The sequence below is a fragment of the Sediminibacterium sp. FW305-C-61 genome (genome assembly GCF_058231065.1).
Window position 1 is genome coordinate 761,272 of the sequence record NZ_JBIQXR010000002.1, and the last position, 20,629, is coordinate 781,900.

The following is a 20,629-nucleotide window of genomic DNA, read 5'->3' on the forward strand; positions in this document are numbered from 1 at the left end:
CCACTTCAATACATTAACAGATTATTATGTGTATAACTAATAGAAGTATACGCAGTATTTCAAATGAATTTTAATAAATTTAAATACATGATTGTTGCTCAATTGCACAATCGTGTATACCATGCTTCAACCTACCACTGCTGCCCCACATGCCAGAAACGGAAAGAACCTGTTATTTGTAATACTGGCTTGCCTCCCAATAGTCTTTAATGCCTGTAAACAAAAGGAGAAACTGGTAAAAATTGATCCTGCATTCAGCAGGTATGTGGAAGCTTATACTTCGGGGGTAGTATCAAAGAAAGCAACCATCACCATCAAACTGGCTGCTGGTGTAGTGGTTGCACATACACTCAATGAACCAGTGAAAGAGGAGCTTATTCAATTTTCACCTGCCGTGAATGGTACAGCTATCTGGACAGATCAACGTACCATTCAATTCACTCCGGAAAAAACATTTGAACCAGATCAGTTATATACTGTTTCTTTTCACCTCAATAAACTGATTGATCTCCCCAAACAATTCAGCAAATTTCAATTCAATATTCAAATCATTAAACCTGCCTATCAGGTAGAAGATTATGGACTTACCAGCTATGGCAAAGACAGTATGAGTTATACTGGCAGACTCATCACTTCCGATTTTGAATCTGTTGAATCGGTTGAGAAAATGATTGAGGCAGACTACAACCCATCTACCACAAAAATAAAATGGACACATAATGAAGCTGCCCGTACACATGATTTCCAGGTTGATGGAATAAAAAGAAAAAACAGTGAAGGAAAGCTTCAGCTCAACTGGAACGGTAACCCGATAAAATCAGATTATAAAGGGAATAAAACCATTGCTATTCCTGCAGCAGGAGATTTTAAAGTGATAAACATGCGGGTTGTGCAGGGTAATGAACAATATGCCCTCATTCAATTTAGCGATCCGCTGAAAACAGTACAGGTACTGGAAGGACTGGTTGGCATTAACCAACTCGAAGGGTTAAGTTTTACCATTTCCCGCAATGAAATAAAAGTCTATAACAGCGGACAGATGGAAGGCAATCACACCATCTATATCAATGCAGGAATACAAAATGAATGGGGTGATAAACTGCAGAAAAGTCTAACAGGAAATCTCTTTTATGAAAACCGTCTACCCTCCGTTCAAATGAAAGGACAAGGTGTGTTCTTACCAAATAGCGGCGGGAAGGTAATTATGCCATTTGAAGCGACTAACCTGAATGCGGTAGACATATCCATCATACGAATTTATGAAACAAATGTTCCCTCTTTTCTTCAGTATAATCAATTAAATGGAAGCGATGATCTCCGACGTGTTGGATCTCCTGTTGCAGAAGCTACTTTAAGACTCGATACGGATCCTTCTGTTGATCTGCATAAAAAGAATCGTTTTTTCCTTGATCTTGATCAATACATAAAAACAGATCCTGGTGCCATTTATCGGGTAAAAATTGCATTCAGGCCCTCCTACTCTATTTACGCATGCCCGGAAAAATTAACGGGAGACAATAAAACAGATATCAATGAGTACTCCTATTATTATGAAGATGTAGACGATGACAGAGAATTTTGGTATCGATATGATGAATATTATCCTTACGGATATGATTGGAACGAAAGACAAAACCCATGTAACAAAGCTTACTATAACGGTGAAAGATTTGTAAGCAGAAACGTCATCGCCACCAACATGGGTGTTATCGCAAAACGAAATGCAGACAACAGTTTCTTTATCGCTGCGCATAACCTGATAGACGTATCCTCTATTGCCAATGCCAACATTACCTTACTCGATTACCAACAACAGGTAGTTGGTAAGGGTACAACGGGCAGTGACGGAACAGTTACCATTGAAGCAAAAAGAAAACCTTTTTTACTGATCGCACAAAAGGATAAAGAAAAAACTTATCTGCGTATCGATGATGGCACCAATCTGCCGGTATCGAAATTTGATGTAGGTGGTGTAGAAGTAACCAAAGGAATCAAGGGGTTTATTTTTGGTGAAAGAGGCGTATGGCGGCCTGGGGATAGTCTATTCCTGACCTGTATGATTTACGATAAACTGGCAACCTTACCCGAAGGGCATCCAGTAGAACTGGAATTATTTACACCTCAAGGACAGCTTTATAAAAAATCAATACTTCCCTATACAAACACAGGCATTCATGTATTCCGTTTAATGACTGATGCCAGTGCCCCTACCGGAGGGTGGAACTGCAAAGTTAAAGTGGGCGGTGCCGTATTCAGTAAGCGACTGAAAATCGAATCAATCATGCCCAATCGGATGAAACTCGATCTTCAGTTTGATAATATGAAGTACCTGAGTAAAGCCAACCCTGTTGCCGGAACTTTATCAGCAAAATGGTTATTTGGGGCCGCTGCCAAACAACTCAAAGCAAAAGTGGACGCACAATTCTATAAAAACAATAATCCGTTCCCGGCATTTACAGGATATAGTTTTGAAGATCCTACCAATAGCTTTTCGCCACAATCAACCACTTTGTTTGATGGTAAACTAAACGCTGAAGGACAAGCTTCCGTGAAATCGAGTTTTAATATGGAAGAAACGGCACCGGGATTATTAACGGCCAATTTAACGGTGAGGGTGTTTGAACCAGGAGGTAATTTCAGTATCGATAATTTCTCCATCCCCTACCACCCTTATTCCAGTTATGCAGGATTGAAAGCACCAAAGGGTAATGAATACTCAGGTGTATTGCCTGCTGGCAAAACCCATTCCTTTCAGGTTGTTGATCTTGATAATAATGGCAATCCAGTGAACGGAAACACCGAAATGGAAATGCGTTTGTATAAACTACAATGGCGTTGGTGGTGGGATAATGCTTCCAGCGATCTTAAAAACTTTTCAGAAGACAGCTACAATAAACCCATTAATACCAAAACCATCACTTTAAACAATGGCAAGGGTAATTATCCCTTATTCTTTAAGGAAGGTGAATTTGGCCGTTTTATGTTACTGGTTAAGGATAAAAGAAGTGGCCATATTTCAGGACAAGTTTTTCATGTTACAGACGATGATATGCCTAATACCGAAGGCATGGATAATAGCTCCATCACAATGCTTTCCCTGAGCTCGGATAAAACAAGTTATCAAACTGGACAAAAAGTAAATATTGCGATCCCTACCAGTGAATCGGGCAAAGCCATCATAAGTATTGAAAACGGTAGTAAAGTACTGAAGACATTTCAGGTAGATGCACAAAAAGGGAAAACCAATTTCAGTTTCGTAGCCACAGAAGAAATGTCGCCAAATGTTTATGTGCATGTTAGTTTATTACAACCACATGCACAAACGGTTAACGATCTTCCGATACGTATGTATGGAGTAATTCCAATAATGGTAGAAGACAAGGCAACCATATTAAAACCCGTAATTAGGGTAAAAGAGGTACTTAAGCCGGAAGAGCAAAGCAGCATCACTGTTGCTGAAGCAAATGGCAATGCTATGAATTATGTGATTGCTATTGTTGATGAAGGTTTGCTTGACCTTACCCGTTTTAAAACCCCTGACCCTCACCAGTCATTTTTCGCCAAAGAAGCATTGGGCGTTAAGAGCTGGGATGTTTATGATTACATAATTGGAGCATGGGGAGGTGAGTTACAACGAATATTGACCATTGGTGGTGATGCTGATGCCGAGCTTGCTTCAAAAACAAGAAGGGCCAATCGTTTTAAGCCCGTGGTTAAATTCATGGGGCCATTCAGTACCAATGGAAAATCTACAACCCACCAGTTTCAGTTACCTCCGTACATGGGCGCTGCAAGGGTAATGGTAATAGCCAGTAATAAAAACAGGTTTGGCATGGCTGAAAAATCAGTCCAGGTAAAAAAGCCCCTGATGTTATTGTCAACAATGCCAAGGGTTTTAGGTCCATCAGAAGAAATTCAAATTCCGGTAACCGTATTCGCAACCAGTACTCAAATAAAAAAAGTAAGGGTACAAATTGAAAGCAATCCTTTTATTGAAGCTGCAGGTACGCAAGAACTAAATTTCACTGGCACAGGCGAACAGGTGGCTACATTTACAGCAAGGGTTAAAAACAAAACAGGAATCGGCAAAGTAAAATTCACAGCTCAATCAGGAAATGAAAAAGATGCGCAGGAAATTGAAATAGATATCCGAAACCCGAATCCGGTTATTACACAGACACAGGAAATGACTTTGCAACCGGGAGCCAGTTGGAAATCTATTGTTGATGCAATTGGTGATGGAATATCCAGTAATACAACACTTGAAATTTCATCCATCCCATCCATACAATTACAAAAACATTTAAACTACCTTATTCAGTATCCACATGGTTGTATTGAGCAAACTACATCCGCTGTTTTTCCGCAATTGTATCTGGCTCAATTGATGGAACTCACGGATCAGCGTAAAAAAGAAATGGCCAAAAACATCCAGGCTGGAATTAATAAAATACAACATTTCCAAACTTCCAGTGGTGGCTTTGGTTATTGGCCAGGTGGAAATGATGATGAATGGGGCACCAATTATGCCGGACATTTTCTCCTTGAAGCCAGTTCAATGGGGTATCAGGTTCCAACATCTGTAATGCAGCAATGGAATAGCTATCAGCGCAAAAAAGCCAATGCCTGGAACATGACACAAGCACCCTATTATGGTTCAGACCTTACACAAGCTTACCGCTTATACTTACTGGCATTGAATAAGTCGCCCGAACTCGGTGCAATGAATAAATTGAAAGAATACAAATTCATTCGCCCTGAAACAAAATGGCGACTCGCAGCGGCATATCAGTTAATTGGTCAACCAAAAATAGCCCTTGAACTGATCAATGGTCTGCCAACCAGTTTCGAAAACAGGACTGATTGGGGGCCAAGTTATGGCAGTAGTTTAAGAGACCAGGCAATGGTTCTCGAAACCGTTACATTAATGAATAGAAGAACAATGGCAGATCAATTGGTAAGATCAATTGCAGCTTCTTTATCTCAAGATAATTGGTACAGTACACAAACCACTGCTTATAGTTTATTGTCTATTGCAAAATACAGTGGTAGTAATGCTTCAAAAGATATAAAAATTGATGCGGCGGTGAAAAATAATGAGCAACGTAGTACCATACGTTCTTCATCCACCCTATCACAATTAAACCTTAACCGAAAAGCAGGTAAAGCAGGCGTTGAAATAAACAACAATGGGAAAAATGTTCTTTATGTGCGCATTATTAATACCGGACAACCTTTTAGTACATCCACAACACCACCGGTGAATAACCCATCGATATTACAGGTTGCAGCTCAATACATGAATACAGCAGGTGAAACTATTGATCCTACGGTATTGAAACAAGGAACTGATTTTGTAGCGAAAGTAACGATCAAAAATCCGGGTTACAGAGGTCATTATACACAAATGGCTTTATCGCAGTTATTCCCCGGAGGATGGGAAATACTGAATACCCGCTTATTTGATCAGGAAGGTATATTCAAATCTTCAGAGTCAGATTATATGGACATCAGAGACGACAGGGTCTATCATTATTTTGGTTTAAAACCCGGAGAAAGCAAAACATTTTATGTACAGCTTAATGCCGCCTACCTTGGAAAGTATTATTGGGCAGGTGTGTATTGCGATGCGATGTATGATCATACAATAAGTGGCGGTACAGGTGCTAAATGGGTTACGATAGAATGAAAATGATTGCGTTTGTAAAAAACATGCTGGCTAAAATTCAACACTTAAGCTTTCGATTGATAGAGCGAATAAAAAAATGGTCGCTCAGAAAAAAGATAAGTGTAGGGATTGTATTGCTCTTATTTGGTTGGTTTCTGTTAGCCTTGCCAGGAAAATTATTTACTTCTCCCACTAGTTTTGTATTAACGGATGCAAATGGGGTTTTACTAAGCGCAGCAATCGCTTCAGACGGGCAATGGCGATTTCCTTATAACCCAACGGTGCCGGAGAAATTCAGGCAATGTATTATGGTGCAGGAAGATAAAAGATTTATGTACCATCCGGGTGTAGACCCAATTGCAATGGTAAGGGCCATCCGTCAGAATATTGGAAAAGGCGGCGTTCATAGTGGTGCAAGTACCCTCACCATGCAAGTAATCCGCTTACATAAAAAAAATAACCGGAGAAGCATCTGGAATAAATTACAGGAAACCATTTTAGCCATACGATTAGAATGCAGTTATCGTAAAAAAACAATAATGGCCATGTATGCATCCAATGCACCTTTTGGCAGTAATGTAGTTGGTTTGGATGCTGCAGCCTGGCGTTATTACGGTAGAGACGCGCAGTTATTAAGTTGGGGTGAAATGGCCGCACTGGCTGTTTTACCAAATGCACCATCACTGGTGCACCCGGGCAAGAACCGGGAGATATTATGGCAAAAAAGAAATCAATTACTCGATAAGCTGGTTGCAGCAAAAACAATTGATCAGACAACTGCCGATCTTGCCAAACTTGAGCCACTTCCGGGTAAACCAAAAGCTTTACCACAGCTTACTCCTCACCTGCTGGATTATTTCAGGAAAAATTATGCTTCTTTAGAAAAAGTGCAGGAAGACTTACCCACAGGTATTTCAACTACGATCGACAGTAAATTACAGCTTCAACTGATACAACTGACCAACCAATACCATGACCAACAAAAAGGCAATCAGATCAATAATATTGCCGCCATGGTTGTTGAAAATAATTCAGGAAATATATTGGCATACCTGGGCAATATTTATCGTCCATCTGATCCGGCACTGGAAAGTCATGTAGATGTTTTACAGTCGCCCAGAAGTCCGGGCAGCACCTTAAAACCTTTACTCTATGCAGCCATGTTAAGTGGAGGTGATATCATGCCAACACAACTGATTCCTGATATACCCACCCAGATTGGCGGATACTCACCTCAGAATTTTGACCTTGGTTTCGATGGTGCTGTTCCTGCCCAGCTTGCACTTGCCAGAAGTCTCAATATTCCTGCGGTTAAAATGTTGCAGCAATATAAATACCAACGGTTTTATGACTTGTTAAAACAGGCAGGTTTTCAAACGCTAGTGCAACCGGCAGATTTTTATGGACTTAGTCTTATTCTTGGTGGTTGTGAAATCACCCCATTTCAATTGGCGGGTGTTTATAGCAGCATGGCCAGGATGTACCAACACCAGCAGCAAAATAAACAACAATGGAATAGTAAAGATTGGTTCATGCCCAATTATATAGATGCAAAAAAATCGAATCTTCCAATTGGTGGGCAGCATAGCACCCAAAGATTATTTGATTATCCCTCCATGTATCAGATGTTTAATGCTATGACGGAAGTGATGCGCCCAAATGAAGAAGGTTTATGGAGTCAGTTTAACTCAGCACAAAAGATAGCCTGGAAAACAGGCACCAGTTTTGGGTTTCGCGATGGATGGGCAATAGGACTTACCCCGAAATATTGTGTGGTTGTCTGGATGGGAAATACCACTGGCGAAGGCAGACCAGGACTTATAGGCATTCAAACAGCAGCACCTCTTATGTTTGATATTTTCAGACTGCTTCCAAAATCAAATTGGTTTCAACATCCTGCCGGAGGATTTCATTATATACCTGTCTGTAAAAAATCTGGGTTCAAAGCAGGTAAAGATTGCTCATTACAAGATACTGTTATGGTTGGTGAAGTCGGGCTGGTTACAGGAAATACCTGTTCCTACTGCAGAATTATACACCTCGATAGAACAGGGCAATACAGGGTAAGTACACAGTGTGAAGAACCCCAACTCATGCAACATAAATCCTGGTTTACCCTTCCACCAACAATGGAATATTATTACAAAGTGCAAAATCCTTCTTACCAGGTTTTACCACCTTATGTAAAAGGTTGTGAACCCGAAACACAAAAAATATTGGATTTTATCTATCCGGAAGAAGGCAACAAAATTTATATACCGCTTGAAATATCTGGCGTGAGAGGAAATGTAATATTTAAGGCTACCCACTCAACTGCAAGGATGAAATTGTATTGGCACCTGGATGAACAGTTTGTATCGACGACAGATAAAATACATCAATTATCCATCAACCCATCTCCCGGCAAACACAGGATTACTATTATCGATGAAATGGGTAACAATGCTATACGAAACTTTGAAATCATACAACATTGAAGTAGTTATTATACTGAACTTTTTGTAACTTGTTCATATGCGTAATTATGATAACCTCGTTGAAGCGATCAAAGACCTTAAATCATCCGGATATACTACGGATTTTAACCTTGCATTCGACCAGATCAAATGCCTTGAAACCGGAGTTTGTCTATTACCAGCTCAATTTGAAATTGTAGCACACCATCGATTTGAAGGCGATACAGATCCGGGAAACTCCAGTATACTTTATGTAATTGAATCTCATGATCATAAAATAAAAGGCATACTCATCAGTGCCTATGGTGTTTACAGTGATCCTGTGAATGATGAAATGATTCGTAAGCTTACCATCAATGAATAATTTATCCAGTTGCAACAAACTACCCTGTCAAGTCTTTAAAATTTCGGTCAAATTCCCTCAAAAAAAAGCGATCCCTCATAAATGAAGAATCGCTACAGACCTATAAAACCAGACTCAAATGACTACTGACTAATATATCCTGAACTTAATGGGTAAACTGAAATAGCTTTTTACATTGCGTCCCTTAATCTGACCCGGATTCCATCTAGGCATTTTAGATACAACCTTTAAAGCCGCTTCATCCAACCCATATCCTGCCTCTTCTCCATTAATATATGGCGTATAAATAACGCCCATTTCGTCAACAGCAAAATTTACCACTAAATTACCTTCTGCTCCATTATCAAGCGCCATTGGTGGATATTCAATATTCTCCTGAATAAATTTGGTCAGTGCTTTCTCACCACCCGGAAATGATGGTTTAACTTCTGTGCGATAGTAAATTCCCTTTGTATCCATCTCTATCATCATGCCAGCATAGGCATCTTCAAAAGACTGGTTTCGCTCCACTATAATTTCGCCCCTGCCATTTTTTTTCTGTGGATTTACAACCGCTTTGCCACTTGTAATAGTGGTTGTTACTTTGGTAGTGGTAGTTGTTACCGTTCCTGCCGCTGCTTTTTTCAGCGAATCTGCTAACAAAGAATCTTTCACCAACTCTTCCGGATTTTTACCGGTTTTGCAGGCACTCATTGAAATTATACCCGCTATTGCGATTAACAGGTAGCATCCAGGTTTAAACGTAACATTGTTCTTTAACTTATTTTGATAAAACATATTTAAATAAGGAGAAAAAATCAGGCATAAAACCAGATCTTCATCCAAAGGCAAAATTGCATGTTTCCTTTTTTCTTTCTTTATACATCTGCCGTTATAAATTACATATTTCACAGGATGGAAATGTTTACAGGAATTATTCAACATAGGCCATGAGACGAATGAATCTTACTGTCACCTTCCTAGTGTAACCAATGGAAACTTTATCCTTTTCACTTTTGGCTACTCTTTCATACATTCGACTAAATAAATATTATCACATGCTCCACCGTCGTAATTTTCTGCAGATAAGCTCATTTGGCTTAACAGCACTGGGTTTCACTTCATTTAGGGGGAAAATAAACGCAAAGAAACCCCTGGTACTTTCTACCTGGGATGCAGGTATTGCTGCCAATAAGGCGGCCTGGAATGTGCTTAAAGCTGGTGGAAGAGCATTGGATGCGGTGGAACAAGGCGTTAGGGTTACCGAAGCATCCCTGAACTGTTGTGTTGGGTTGGGAGCTAATCCAGACAGGGATGGATTTGTTACACTGGATGCCTGTATAATGGATGAATTCGCCAACTGCGGCAGCGTAGCTTTTCTGGAAAGAATCAAACATCCTATTTCTGTTGCAAGAAGAGTGATGGAAAAAACACCGCATGTAATGCTGGTAGGTGAAGGCGCACAACAGTTTGCAGTCGCAGAAGGCTTTCCGTTGGAAAAAAATGAACTCTCAGAATCCGCTAAAAAAGCATACGAAAACTGGCTTAAAAAAAGCGAGTATAAACCTGTGATCAATATTGAAAACACAAAACGACAGGAAGCATTTGTGCCTGCTAAACTGGAAAACGGAGATTGGAACCATGATACAATTGGCATGATTGCCCTGGACGCCAATGGTAACCTGAGCGGTAGTTGTACTACCAGCGGAATGGGCTTTAAGATGAGGGGAAGAATTGGTGATTCGCCAATTATCGGAGCAGGCTTATATGTAGATAATGAAGTTGGCGCAGCAGTTGCAACCGGTCAAGGCGAAGACATTATCCGTATTTGTGGGGCACATACCATTGTTGAAATGATGCGTCAGGGACTGTCGCCAGAAGATGCCTGCAAAAAAGCAATGGAAAGATTATATAAAACAAAAGGACATGAAAAAGCTAAAGCCATTCAAGCTGGTTTTATCGCTATTGCAAAAAATGGAGAATATGGAGGATATGCATTGCAAAAAGGATTTAATTATGCAGTTTGCCATGCTGATGATAAAAACTTCCTGGTTGATGCAAAACCTTTAATTTGATAAATTCCTTATCCCTGCTTCAGACTTAAATCCAAAGCAGGAATAAGGATTGAACTAAAAAAATTACATGTCATTACCCCTTGAAATATGTGTGTTTAACACCGCTACTGCAATCGCTGCTGCTGAAGCCGGCGCTGATAGGATTGAATTATGTGAAAACTATGCCAACGGTGGCACTACCCCTTCTTACGGTTATCTAAAAACGACCAGGGAAAAAGTAAGCATTCCTATTTTCCCGATGATACGACCAAGAGGCGGTGATTATTTTCACAGTGCAGAAGAAATTGCAATCATTGCAAAAGACATTACACTTTGTAAAGAACTCGGTTTTGAAGGAGTGGTATTTGGTTTATTGAATCAGGATGGTACAGTTGATAAAATAAACACTGCCAGACTGGTAGAACTCGCCTACCCACTTGATGTAACCTTTCACCGTGCGTTTGATCGATGCAAGGATCCGCTTGAAGCATTGGAAACCATTGTTGCCTGTGGTTGTACAAGAATCCTCACCAGCGGCCAGCACCCAAAAGCACCCGATGGAAAAACTTTGATAAAACAAATGGTAGAACAGGCTGATGACAGAATCATCATAATGCCCGGCAGCGGTATTAACAGCACTAACATTCAGGAGATGATGACCTATACCGGCGCTAAAGAATTTCATACTTCTGCCAGAATATTGCGACCATCTCAAACAACTTATACAAACCCTCTCATATCGGAAGATTTTAGTCAAGACTTTACAGATGCCAACGAAATTCGTAAACTTAAACAGTTGTTAAGCCAATAAATTGTAGTCTTTCAGCATAAATTGAAATACTAACTATGAATATCAGGGAAGCGCTAGCGCAGGAACATTCAAAAGAACAGGCACTTCGTATTGCCAATTATGCTATTCAAAATAAAAAGCAGTTCAAAGAGTTGATGAACTGTTATACAGATCAAGACTACAGAATATCTCAAAGGGCAGCATGGAGTGTTAGCTGGGCAGCCAGGCATAAGCCATCTATGATTGCTCCCTATATAGGCGTACTGGTTAAACGACTACAGGAACCTGGTGTGCACGATGCTGTAATAAGAAATGCTGTAAGGGTTTTAGAAGAGATAGCTATTCCGGAGGAATTTCATGGAGAATTGATGAATTGTTGCTTTGCTTTTATTGAGAACCCGGCAACCGCCGCTGCCATTAAAGCTTTTTCGTTAACGATATTATTCAATCTCTCCAAACAATATCCTGAGATAAAACATGAATTAAAGCTTATCATTGATGAGCGATGGGACACAGAAACAGCAGCATTCAGAAGCAGGGGGAGGAAAATACTCAGAGGAATCGCTGATGGCTGATCGCTGATGTCGGATTTATTTCAAATGTCAGATGTCAGATCTCAGATTTATTCAAGTGCAGTTTCTTACATATCCGACATCAGCGATCAGACATCAGCCATAAAAATTTGACATCAAAAATCAGTAAAGCATTCTAACCTTAATCGTCTCTTTCACTTCTTTCAGTAGCTCCGCTGCTTTTTTAGATAATTTTTTGTCTACATCGAGTACAACATATCCAATCTCTTCGTTGGTTTTGAGGTATTGTCCAACAATGTTGATATCATTTTTAGATAAAGCAGTGTTGATGGCACTCAATACACCAGGTACATTTCGGTGTACATGAAGAATACGGTGGGCCCCATCAACTGGTGGCAATCCAATTGCGGGAACTGTATGAGAACCATTGGTGATACCACGTTCGAGGTATTGGAATAGTTTAACGCTTACGTCTTCTCCGATATTCTGTTGTGCTTCTTCGGTCGACCCACCAATATGAGGTGTAAGTATAACATTGGATAATCCTTGAAGAGGTGTTTCAAAATGATCGCCATTTTTTTCTGGCTCCCATGGATAAACATCAATTCCTGCACCGGAAATGGAACCATCTTTTATTGCCTCACTCAATGCTTTTAAATCAACTACTTCTCCCCTGGCATAGTTTAATAATATAGCTCCCTTTTTAATATTTCGGATGGCCTGTTTATTTATCAGGTTTTTTGTCTGAGCAGTTTCCGGAACATGTAAAGAAATAATATCACTGTTGCCAAGTACTTCTTTCATTGATTTTGCCGCAACCGCATTACCCAAGGGCAATTTGGTTTCTGTATCATAAAACAACACTTTCATGCCAAGCGCTTCAGCGAGCACACTCACCTGTGAGCCTATATTGCCATAACCAATAAGTCCTAATGTTTTTCCACGCAACTCATAACTTCCTTTGGCATCTTTCATCCAGATACCTTTATGTGCTGCAATATTTTTGTCGGATATTTTTCTGATCAGCATTACAGAAATACCAATAACCAGTTCTGCTACACTACGGGTATTGCTGTAAGGTGCGTTGAAAACAACCACTCCTTTCTTAGTGGCGTACTTAAGGTCTACCTGATTTACCCCGATACAAAAGCAGCCAATGGCCTGCAATTTTTTTGCTGCATCAAGTACATTGGCGGTAATCTGTGTTTTTGAACGAATACCAAGCAGGTGTACATCTTTCACTTCTTTTATCAATTCAGCTTCGCTAAGTGCACCGCTGATTTTTCGCACATTTGCATATCCCTGTTGTTTGAAATACTGTACAGCTTTATCGCTGATATTTTCCAGAAATAAAATATTGATCCTTTCTTTCGGATAACTTGTTGTTGCCTGCTTGCTCATACAGCGAAAATAATGTTTTTATTTTCTGCATAACCTTTCGCTTTTTAACCATTTCTATAACACATAGTTTTTTATTTTCGCCACGAAGAAATACTAACAGATGATCGTAAGAACCTTTGGTGTCGCTATTTTGAGTTGTTTATTGCAGGCCTGTTCAGCACAACCCCCGAAAAACGAATCGGTAGAAACCGTATCGCCGATACCTTCGACCAATAAAGCTGTTTATGCTGCCGAAATTGAGAAACAATACCAACAACTGTTAGGTAATAAAGGATTTAATGGAAGTATCCTCGTAGCAAAAAATGGCGAAGTATTATTTGAGGATTATAAAGGATACAGCAATTTCAAGACCAAGGAACCTATTACCCCAAATACTACTTTCCACCTGGCATCGGTATCAAAAACATTTACCGGTATGGCCATCCTTAAACTAAGGGAGCAGGGTAAACTAAACCTGGATGATTTTGTCACAGATTTCTTCCCAGATTTTCCCTATCCCAATATTACCGTACAACTCCTGTTGAACCACAGAAGCGGATTAAACAATTATGTTTACTTTCTGGTAGACAGGAAAGTAGAAACCTATAGGGTAAAGAATAAAAAAGGTCGCTGGGTCAGAAGAACCCGTACCATTAAAATGCCACCACTGAAGCCAGGCCTGCTCACCAATCAGGATATGTTGGATTATATGATCAAATACAAACCAGCACCGTTATTTGGTCCGGATAAGGCTTTCCGTTATAGCAATACCAACTATGCACTACTTGCGCTGATCATTGAAAAGGTGACGGGACAATCATACCCTACTTATATGAAGGATAGTTTATTTACACCCCTTGGTATGACCGACAGCTATGTTTTCAGTTTGGCTGATACAGGCCGTTATGTGCCATCCTACAAAAACAATAATGTTCCTTATCGCATCGAAAAGCTGGATTGTATTTATGGTGATAAAAACGTGTACTCCACTGTACGGGATATGTTTTTGTGGGACAGGGCACTCCAGGAAGGTATTTATGTAAATCAAGCCTCACAAACACTTGCATATCAGCCATATAGCTTTGAAACAAAATCATTTCACAATTATGGACTTGGATGGCGGCTATTGAATTCACCAACGGAGGAAATTGTATACCATAATGGCTGGTGGCACGGCAATAACACCGTTTTTACCCGTTATATCAAAGATTCAGCCACCATAATAGTATTGGGCAACCGTTATAACCGCAATATTTACCAGGCCAAAAAACTCTCCTCAGCCTTTACCGGCCGCACAGACACAACAGAACTGGAGGAATAGTCCATGGTCGATAGTCCATAGACCATGGACCATGGACTATGGTCTATGGGCTACCCCGCAAAATCACAGTTTTTTTTACCCTTTTACCCCTATTTTTGCAGACTTTTAATATAAACATTACCAGACAAACTGATTATGGACAAAATCTTGTTTTATGCCGTTCCGGCGATGGGGGTTGTAGGATTGCTCTACACTTTTTTGAAGTTTAATTGGGTTTCAAAACAGGATGCGGGCAATGACCGCATGAAAGAGATCAGCAATTATATTGCTGAAGGTGCCATGGCTTTCCTGAAAGCAGAATGGAGAATTTTGACCTATTTCGTAGTGATCGTGGCCCTTTTACTGGGTGTAATGGCAAGCAGTAACCCGCATTCACATTGGTCTATTTCGTTGGCCTTTGTACTCGGAGCCGTTTGTAGTGCCGTTGCAGGTTATATAGGTATGAAAGTTGCTACCAAAGCAAACGTACGTACCGCGCAGGCTGCAAGAACAAGTCTATCTAAAGCATTGAATGTATCATTTACAGGAGGTGCTGTAATGGGGCTTGGTGTTGCCGGTTTGGCTGTATTAGGTTTGGGTGGTGTTTACCTGATCCTCAAACAAATATTTGCTCCTGAAGCAGCAGCCAATTCAGAAGAAATGCTTCGCACCATTGAGGTATTAACCGGTTTTTCATTGGGTGCTGAATCTATTGCTTTATTTGCCCGTGTGGGTGGTGGTATTTACACCAAAGCTGCCGACGTTGGTGCTGATCTGGTTGGTAAAGTTGAAGCTGGTATCCCGGAAGATGATCCGCGTAATCCTGCAACTATTGCCGATAACGTAGGTGATAACGTAGGTGACGTGGCAGGTATGGGTGCCGATTTATTTGGTTCTTATGTGGCTACTGTTCTTGCTACCATGGTACTTGGACAAGAAACCATTTCTACAGATAATTTTGGGGGATATGCTCCTATCCTGCTGCCTATGCTGATTGCAGGCGTAGGTATCCTTTTTTCTATTGTAGGTACCTGGTTTGTACGCGTGAGTGATTCAGCAGGTATCAATACAGCGAATGTTCAGAGAGCCCTGAATATGGGTAACTGGGGTTCTATTGTATTAACCGCAGCAGCCTGTGCAGGTCTTGTATATTATATCTTACCTGAAACGATGAGCCTCCGTGGTCACGATTTTACCCGTAATGGTGTATTTGGTGCCATCGTGGTAGGTTTGGCCGTAGGTACATTGATGAGTATTATTACCGAGTATTACACCGCAATGGGTAAGCGTCCGGTAATGTCTATTATTCGTCAATCTTCTACCGGTCATGCTACCAATGTAATTGGTGGTTTAGCAGTAGGTATGGAGTCTACCTTCCTCCCTATCCTGGTATTAGCTGGTGGTATCTGGGGTTCTTATGAGTGTGCAGGATTATACGGTGTGGCAATTGCCGCAGCAGGTATGATGGCCACAACTGCTATGCAATTAGCGATTGACGCATTTGGTCCAATTGCAGATAATGCTGGTGGTATTGCTGAAATGAGCGAATTACCTAAAGATGTACGTGAGAAAACGGACGTATTAGATGCCGTTGGTAACACTACCGCAGCAACTGGTAAAGGCTTTGCCATTGCATCTGCAGCCCTTACTGCACTTGCCCTATTCGCAGCTTTCGTAGGAGTAGCAGGAATTGAAGGTATCGACATCTATAAAGCAAAAGTGCTGGCTTCTCTATTCGTAGGAGCTATGATACCATTTATATTCTCTTCTCTCGCTATACGTGCAGTTGGTGAAGCAGCGATGGCAATGGTGGAAGAAGTTCGTCGCCAGTTCCGTTCTATCCCTGGTATCATGGAAGGTACTGGTAAACCTGAATACGATAAATGCGTAGCCATTTCTACTGAAGCATCCATCAAAAAAATGATGCTGCCGGGTGCAATCGCAATTGTTTCTCCTTTGATCATCGGATTCCTTTTAGGTCCGGAAGCATTGGGTGGTTTCCTTGCAGGTGCTACTGTAAGTGGTGTGTTGATGGGTATGTTCCAGAATAATGCAGGTGGTGCATGGGACAATGCGAAAAAATCATTCGAGAAAGGTGTTGAGATTAATGGCGAAATGTTCTATAAAAAATCTGAACCACATAAAGCATCTGTAACGGGTGATACCGTAGGTGATCCTTTCAAAGATACTTCTGGTCCATCAATGAACATCCTGATTAAACTGATGTCGATTGTATCACTGGTAATTGCACCTACACTTGCGCAATTGCATGGTGAATCATCAAATAGTACTCACACAGTTGAGAAAAGAATCGAAATTAAAGCAAGCAATGGTGGCGAATCTGCAAGCCTTACTGTAAATAGCACCGATGAAAACATCGACCAGCTGATTGCAGCAATTAAAAATGCTGGTTTAACCATGCCGGATAATGTATCGTTAGAAATCAAAAATGGTAAGATCATTGTTGATGGAAAAGAACTTTCAGAAGATGTAGCTAAACAATTTTCTATCTATCTTGATGGCAAAGAAAATTTGAACATTAAGGTTGATGTGAAAAAACAATAAAATTTATTACTGATAAAAGAGAAGGGCTCCGGTAATCGGGGCCCTTCTCTTTTATATTTATGATTTCTTTCTATAAACAATATGTTTTCTTTCCCAAAAATTAAACAAAGGCAAATCAAACATCAATCCCAAATAGACCCTTGTGCTATTAAACTGTTGTTCATTGGGCTTGCCTGCTTCCTGGTATTTACGTAATTGTGGGGTGTATTGTATGCCTGTAGATATGGTAAATGGACTTCCAGGTAATGCCAATGCTGCATGCAAACCAGGACTAATCAATTGCGCCCATTTAAAGCTCTGGCCGATGGTGGTATCACTTGATTGAAATAACCTGTAAGAAACAGGAGCACCAAGATCGATGACACTGGCTGTAATGGTTAGTGTCCATCCGGTTCTGTTATACAAATGATTTCTTTTAATTTTCACCTTATCAGGATTGCGGATATAGTCGTCGGGAAAGAACCCGCCATTCGCATCAAATTCTCTTTTTCCTGAACGCCATTTTCTACCAAAAGTTTTACTGAGTGATATACCAATCGGAACAGAGAAACCCCATACGGCCCCACTCCTGCTGTTGGCCATTCTGCCAGTATCGTATTGTTGTCTTTTTGTCCATTCATAACCAGCGTACACACCTGCAAAAGCATTCAAATCAACCGACCACCAATTATTACGCTTACGCTTATAAGAGCCAACAGGCATGGCATAAGACTCTACTACTTTTGCCAGTTGCTTATCGTTCTGCGCCAACGCCGCATCATTCAGGAAGCCGCTTAATTTTCTGATGAGTTGTATGGCCTGACGGTCTTTATCGAATAATAAGGCTGCGGCAGGACTTTTCTTCTCAAAGCTGATTGCCTGATTGGTGGTATCGTATCGATAAAGCAAAGTTTTGGCATACTGTGCTGTATTTCTTAGTATAGAATCTTTTAGATAAGATGATGCATATAGAAATTCATTCTGCAAATCTTTTAAATCAATGGTAAACTGATGCCCGGGTCTTGATTCATAAAACAGGGTATCAATGAGTGACAGCGTGTTCATAACTGCCCCTGCGAAATTCTTTTTGGTAACCAGGTTATAAATTTCAAAAACCTGTGTTCCATAACCGAATGCCTTCATAGCCTGTTCTGATACAGATGGTCGAACAATCTGACTATCTAGGCTGTTCAACACACTAAACACCTGGTTTACGGCGCCCCACATATTATAAGTACTATAGAACCAGTCTTTTTGTCCATTTTGCTGTAACCGTTTCTGCTCTTCCTGATATTCTGTGCCGATTTTTTCTACCTGAGCAATAGCTGTTCTGATATTTCCCAATAACCGGCGCATACGTTCAACATCAAGTACAATGGTTTGACCTTCGATTTGTTTAATCCCCTTAAAGAACTTACTGAATACCGCTTTATATTTAAGATCAAGCAATGCAAGCATGATTTCCATTTCTGTTCTGTTCATGTTTCGTAAATCCTCATAGGAAAGTAAACGAATCCGATTGGCACTATCTATTACAAACATTTCTGTATTGATGGCATAAAGTAGGGTAATATAATCCTGAAACACTGGCTTGTTTGAAACAGAATCCAATACAGCGGGAACAGGTGGAGTTGAAAGATATAATGCCTTAATAGCGTCGCGGTAACTATATCTTTTTACAATCAGCTCAGCAAAATCACAAACCCCGGTAATATAGGCAGCATAGGTTGCTGCTTCGGGCCATCGTTTTGCAAGCCAGGCACTGTTGAGTACATTTTTTGGCATCTGCATAAAGTCTTTTGATAGCGCATATTGCCATTGAGCCCCAAGGTTGGGAATCTCATATACTTCGTTCCCTTGCAATAATTTCATTGTTGTAGGAAAAAACAGGTTCAGGAGTTCATATCTGTTGGCATTCTGGGTAATTTTTTCAAAAAACCACATCACAGATTCCTGTTTAATTCTGTTCGCAAGATAAATGGCCAGTGCATTGATCATTTCTGCTTCTGAGGGTAGTCTGAAAGCTACTTTATACGCTGATTCTGCTTCGGAAATCACTTTCTGAATATCCGGCAATGTATTCAGGTTAAACGAATTCAGTGCATCTTCAAAACTCAAACCCTCTCTTCCGGGTTGTTGAGTAATCCCACTGATATGAAATAAGAAACTAAGAAGGGTATTTCGCTGGTCCTTTAACTGTTGCAATACAATAGTCTTCCATTGATTGAAGCCATTTTCAAGGGAAAGAAATTCTGCCCTTGCTGAATCGTATTGTTGGTTTACTAAATGAATAGCATTCTCTAAAGATTGCACGGAATCTGCTGCCTGAACCTTTATGTTATTGCGAGAATTGGTATCTGGTTGAAGTCTGGCCAGACTGTCAAAAGAGAAAATGGTTTGCTGCCTGCGTAATACCAAAACCGCACTTGTTGTACGTAAGTCTGCAGTAAAGCTTCGGTAAGCAGTTTTTACCGCAACATAATCAGCATTCTTTTTTATGTACAAACTTTTTATGGTCTTTAGTGATTGCTGCACTGTATCTGGTAAATGAGCGGCAGATTGAATAACGGTTGCTGAATCGAGTTCGAAAAATCTTGCGAACTTAATCAGGCTGTCAGACAACTTATTCCTCACCCGGTCTAATAAAGGATATGGTTTTTTTAATTTTTCTAATAACTGATCATACAAATCGCCTTGTGCATCCTGGAGGTCTGCATACCAGATCAGGCTACCCAATAATTGTTGTCTTACCGAGTCTGACAGCTTTTTAGGAGAAATATCCGCTGCATATAATGCTTTGGCTGTTTCATAAGCATTTCTTAGTGGCAGAGCGTTTCCCCGTGAATTTGCTGATTGAGATAATCCGGACGATGCTATGCAAAGCAGCAGCATCCATGTAATTAAATACTTCATGGTAAGGTTTTACGGCTAATTAAAATCGGGGGGAGAAATCAGAGGGGTGTAATAAAAGTATAAAGCCATTTTGAGAAATACAAGCAAAATATATTAATTTACCAATATATAACAATAAATACCGGAAAATCGTGAATGCAAGAATCGCCAATTACTTGTTATTAATAGTAGTTGTTTTTACCGCTTGTGAAAATAAACCAGTAGAGTCTGAAGTGAAAAATCCACCTATAATTCAGAAAGCTGATACCATCAGTGAAACCAGATCGGTTGTTCAAAAATCGCCAGTGGCCAGTCATTACCAGAAAGTGCCGGATGAACTCAATAACTGGAAATTTGCCGTTGAAGTATACGAAACCAAAAACCGGTTTAAGTACCTGGTTAGAATACAATACAAAGAAATCCGAATCACCGATTCCATCAACATACCTAATATTGGTATTGAACCATCCGTTCAAATACAGGCCGATAACCAACCTTTCTCCTGTACCCTTGGCTTCCCCGACAAAAAAGGAAACTTCAACCCATATTACAGGGCAAGTATAAAAAATGAGCAATTAAGGTTTAAGAAGATTGCGAGTTATGGGGTGAGTGTGAGGGTAAAGAGTTAGGGGTGAATTGTCAATGGTGAATGGTCAATGTGGTTGTTAA

The 20,629-nt window shown here is 40.3% G+C and carries 12 protein-coding genes; 9 read left to right on the forward strand and 3 right to left on the reverse strand.

What is annotated here, in order from left to right; all coding sequences use genetic code 11:
- The first annotated feature begins 121 nt into the window (after positions 1-121).
- Genes ACH30E_RS08600 through ACH30E_RS08610 form a run of 3 tightly spaced genes read left to right on the forward strand, consistent with a single transcriptional unit; the run spans position 122 to position 8,488 of the window.
- Positions 122-5,689, forward strand: coding sequence for an alpha-2-macroglobulin family protein (locus tag ACH30E_RS08600; protein ID WP_490824463.1), 5,568 nt, complete (start codon positions 122-124; stop codon positions 5,687-5,689).
- Positions 5,686-8,145 carry a penicillin-binding protein 1C gene (gene pbpC, locus ACH30E_RS08605; RefSeq protein WP_490847334.1) on the forward strand — a complete coding sequence of 820 codons (2,460 nt, stop codon included), beginning with the start codon at positions 5,686-5,688 and terminating at the stop codon, positions 8,143-8,145. Before ACH30E_RS08600 ends, pbpC begins: the two co-directional genes overlap by 4 nt.
- Before the next feature lie 37 nt (positions 8,146-8,182).
- Complete coding sequence (locus tag ACH30E_RS08610) at positions 8,183-8,488, forward strand: phosphoribosylpyrophosphate synthetase (RefSeq protein WP_294992978.1); 306 nt, start codon at positions 8,183-8,185, stop codon at positions 8,486-8,488.
- A 129-nt stretch (positions 8,489-8,617) separates the two neighbouring features.
- On the opposite strand, the gene ACH30E_RS08615 is transcribed toward ACH30E_RS08610, so the two are convergent.
- Entirely contained in the window at positions 8,618-9,265 is a 648-nt protein-coding gene (locus ACH30E_RS08615) for an energy transducer TonB (protein ID WP_490847335.1), read from the reverse strand.
- Positions 9,266-9,525: 260 nt separating this feature from the next.
- On the opposite strand from ACH30E_RS08615, the gene ACH30E_RS08620 reads away from it, so the two are divergent.
- From ACH30E_RS08620 to ACH30E_RS08630, 3 genes are all read left to right on the forward strand, one after another.
- Entirely contained in the window at positions 9,526-10,542 is a 1,017-nt protein-coding gene (locus tag ACH30E_RS08620; protein ID WP_294992973.1) for an isoaspartyl peptidase/L-asparaginase family protein, read from the forward strand.
- Positions 10,543-10,609: 67 nt separating this feature from the next.
- The gene (locus ACH30E_RS08625; RefSeq protein WP_490824466.1) at positions 10,610-11,332 is read left to right on the forward strand and encodes a copper homeostasis protein CutC; all 723 of its coding nucleotides are present in this window, start codon (positions 10,610-10,612) and stop codon (positions 11,330-11,332) included.
- 35 nt (positions 11,333-11,367) lie between these two features.
- Positions 11,368-11,886 carry a HEAT-like fold family protein gene (locus tag ACH30E_RS08630; protein WP_490824467.1) on the forward strand — a complete coding sequence of 173 codons (519 nt, stop codon included), beginning with the start codon at positions 11,368-11,370 and terminating at the stop codon, positions 11,884-11,886.
- A gap of 120 nt (positions 11,887-12,006) precedes the next feature.
- Here the strand turns inward: ACH30E_RS08630 and serA are convergent, their stop codons facing one another.
- The gene (serA, locus tag ACH30E_RS08635; RefSeq protein WP_490824468.1) at positions 12,007-13,245 is read right to left on the reverse strand and encodes a phosphoglycerate dehydrogenase; all 1,239 of its coding nucleotides are present in this window, start codon (positions 13,243-13,245) and stop codon (positions 12,007-12,009) included.
- 100 nt (positions 13,246-13,345) lie between these two features.
- On the opposite strand from serA, the gene ACH30E_RS08640 reads away from it, so the two are divergent.
- Entirely contained in the window at positions 13,346-14,545 is a 1,200-nt protein-coding gene (locus ACH30E_RS08640) for a serine hydrolase domain-containing protein (RefSeq protein ID WP_490824469.1), read from the forward strand.
- A 135-nt stretch (positions 14,546-14,680) separates the two neighbouring features.
- Positions 14,681-17,089, forward strand: a complete 2,409-nt coding sequence (locus ACH30E_RS08645) for a sodium-translocating pyrophosphatase (protein ID WP_490824470.1) — start codon at positions 14,681-14,683, stop codon at positions 17,087-17,089.
- A gap of 57 nt (positions 17,090-17,146) precedes the next feature.
- On the opposite strand, the gene ACH30E_RS08650 is transcribed toward ACH30E_RS08645, so the two are convergent.
- Complete coding sequence (locus ACH30E_RS08650; RefSeq protein ID WP_490824471.1) at positions 17,147-19,981, reverse strand: hypothetical protein; 2,835 nt, start codon at positions 19,979-19,981, stop codon at positions 17,147-17,149.
- A gap of 131 nt (positions 19,982-20,112) precedes the next feature.
- Here ACH30E_RS08650 and ACH30E_RS08655 point away from each other — a divergent pair, with 131 nt between their 5' ends.
- Positions 20,113-20,589 carry a hypothetical protein gene (locus ACH30E_RS08655; RefSeq protein WP_490824472.1) on the forward strand — a complete coding sequence of 159 codons (477 nt, stop codon included), beginning with the start codon at positions 20,113-20,115 and terminating at the stop codon, positions 20,587-20,589.
- Positions 20,590-20,629 lie beyond the last annotated feature (40 nt).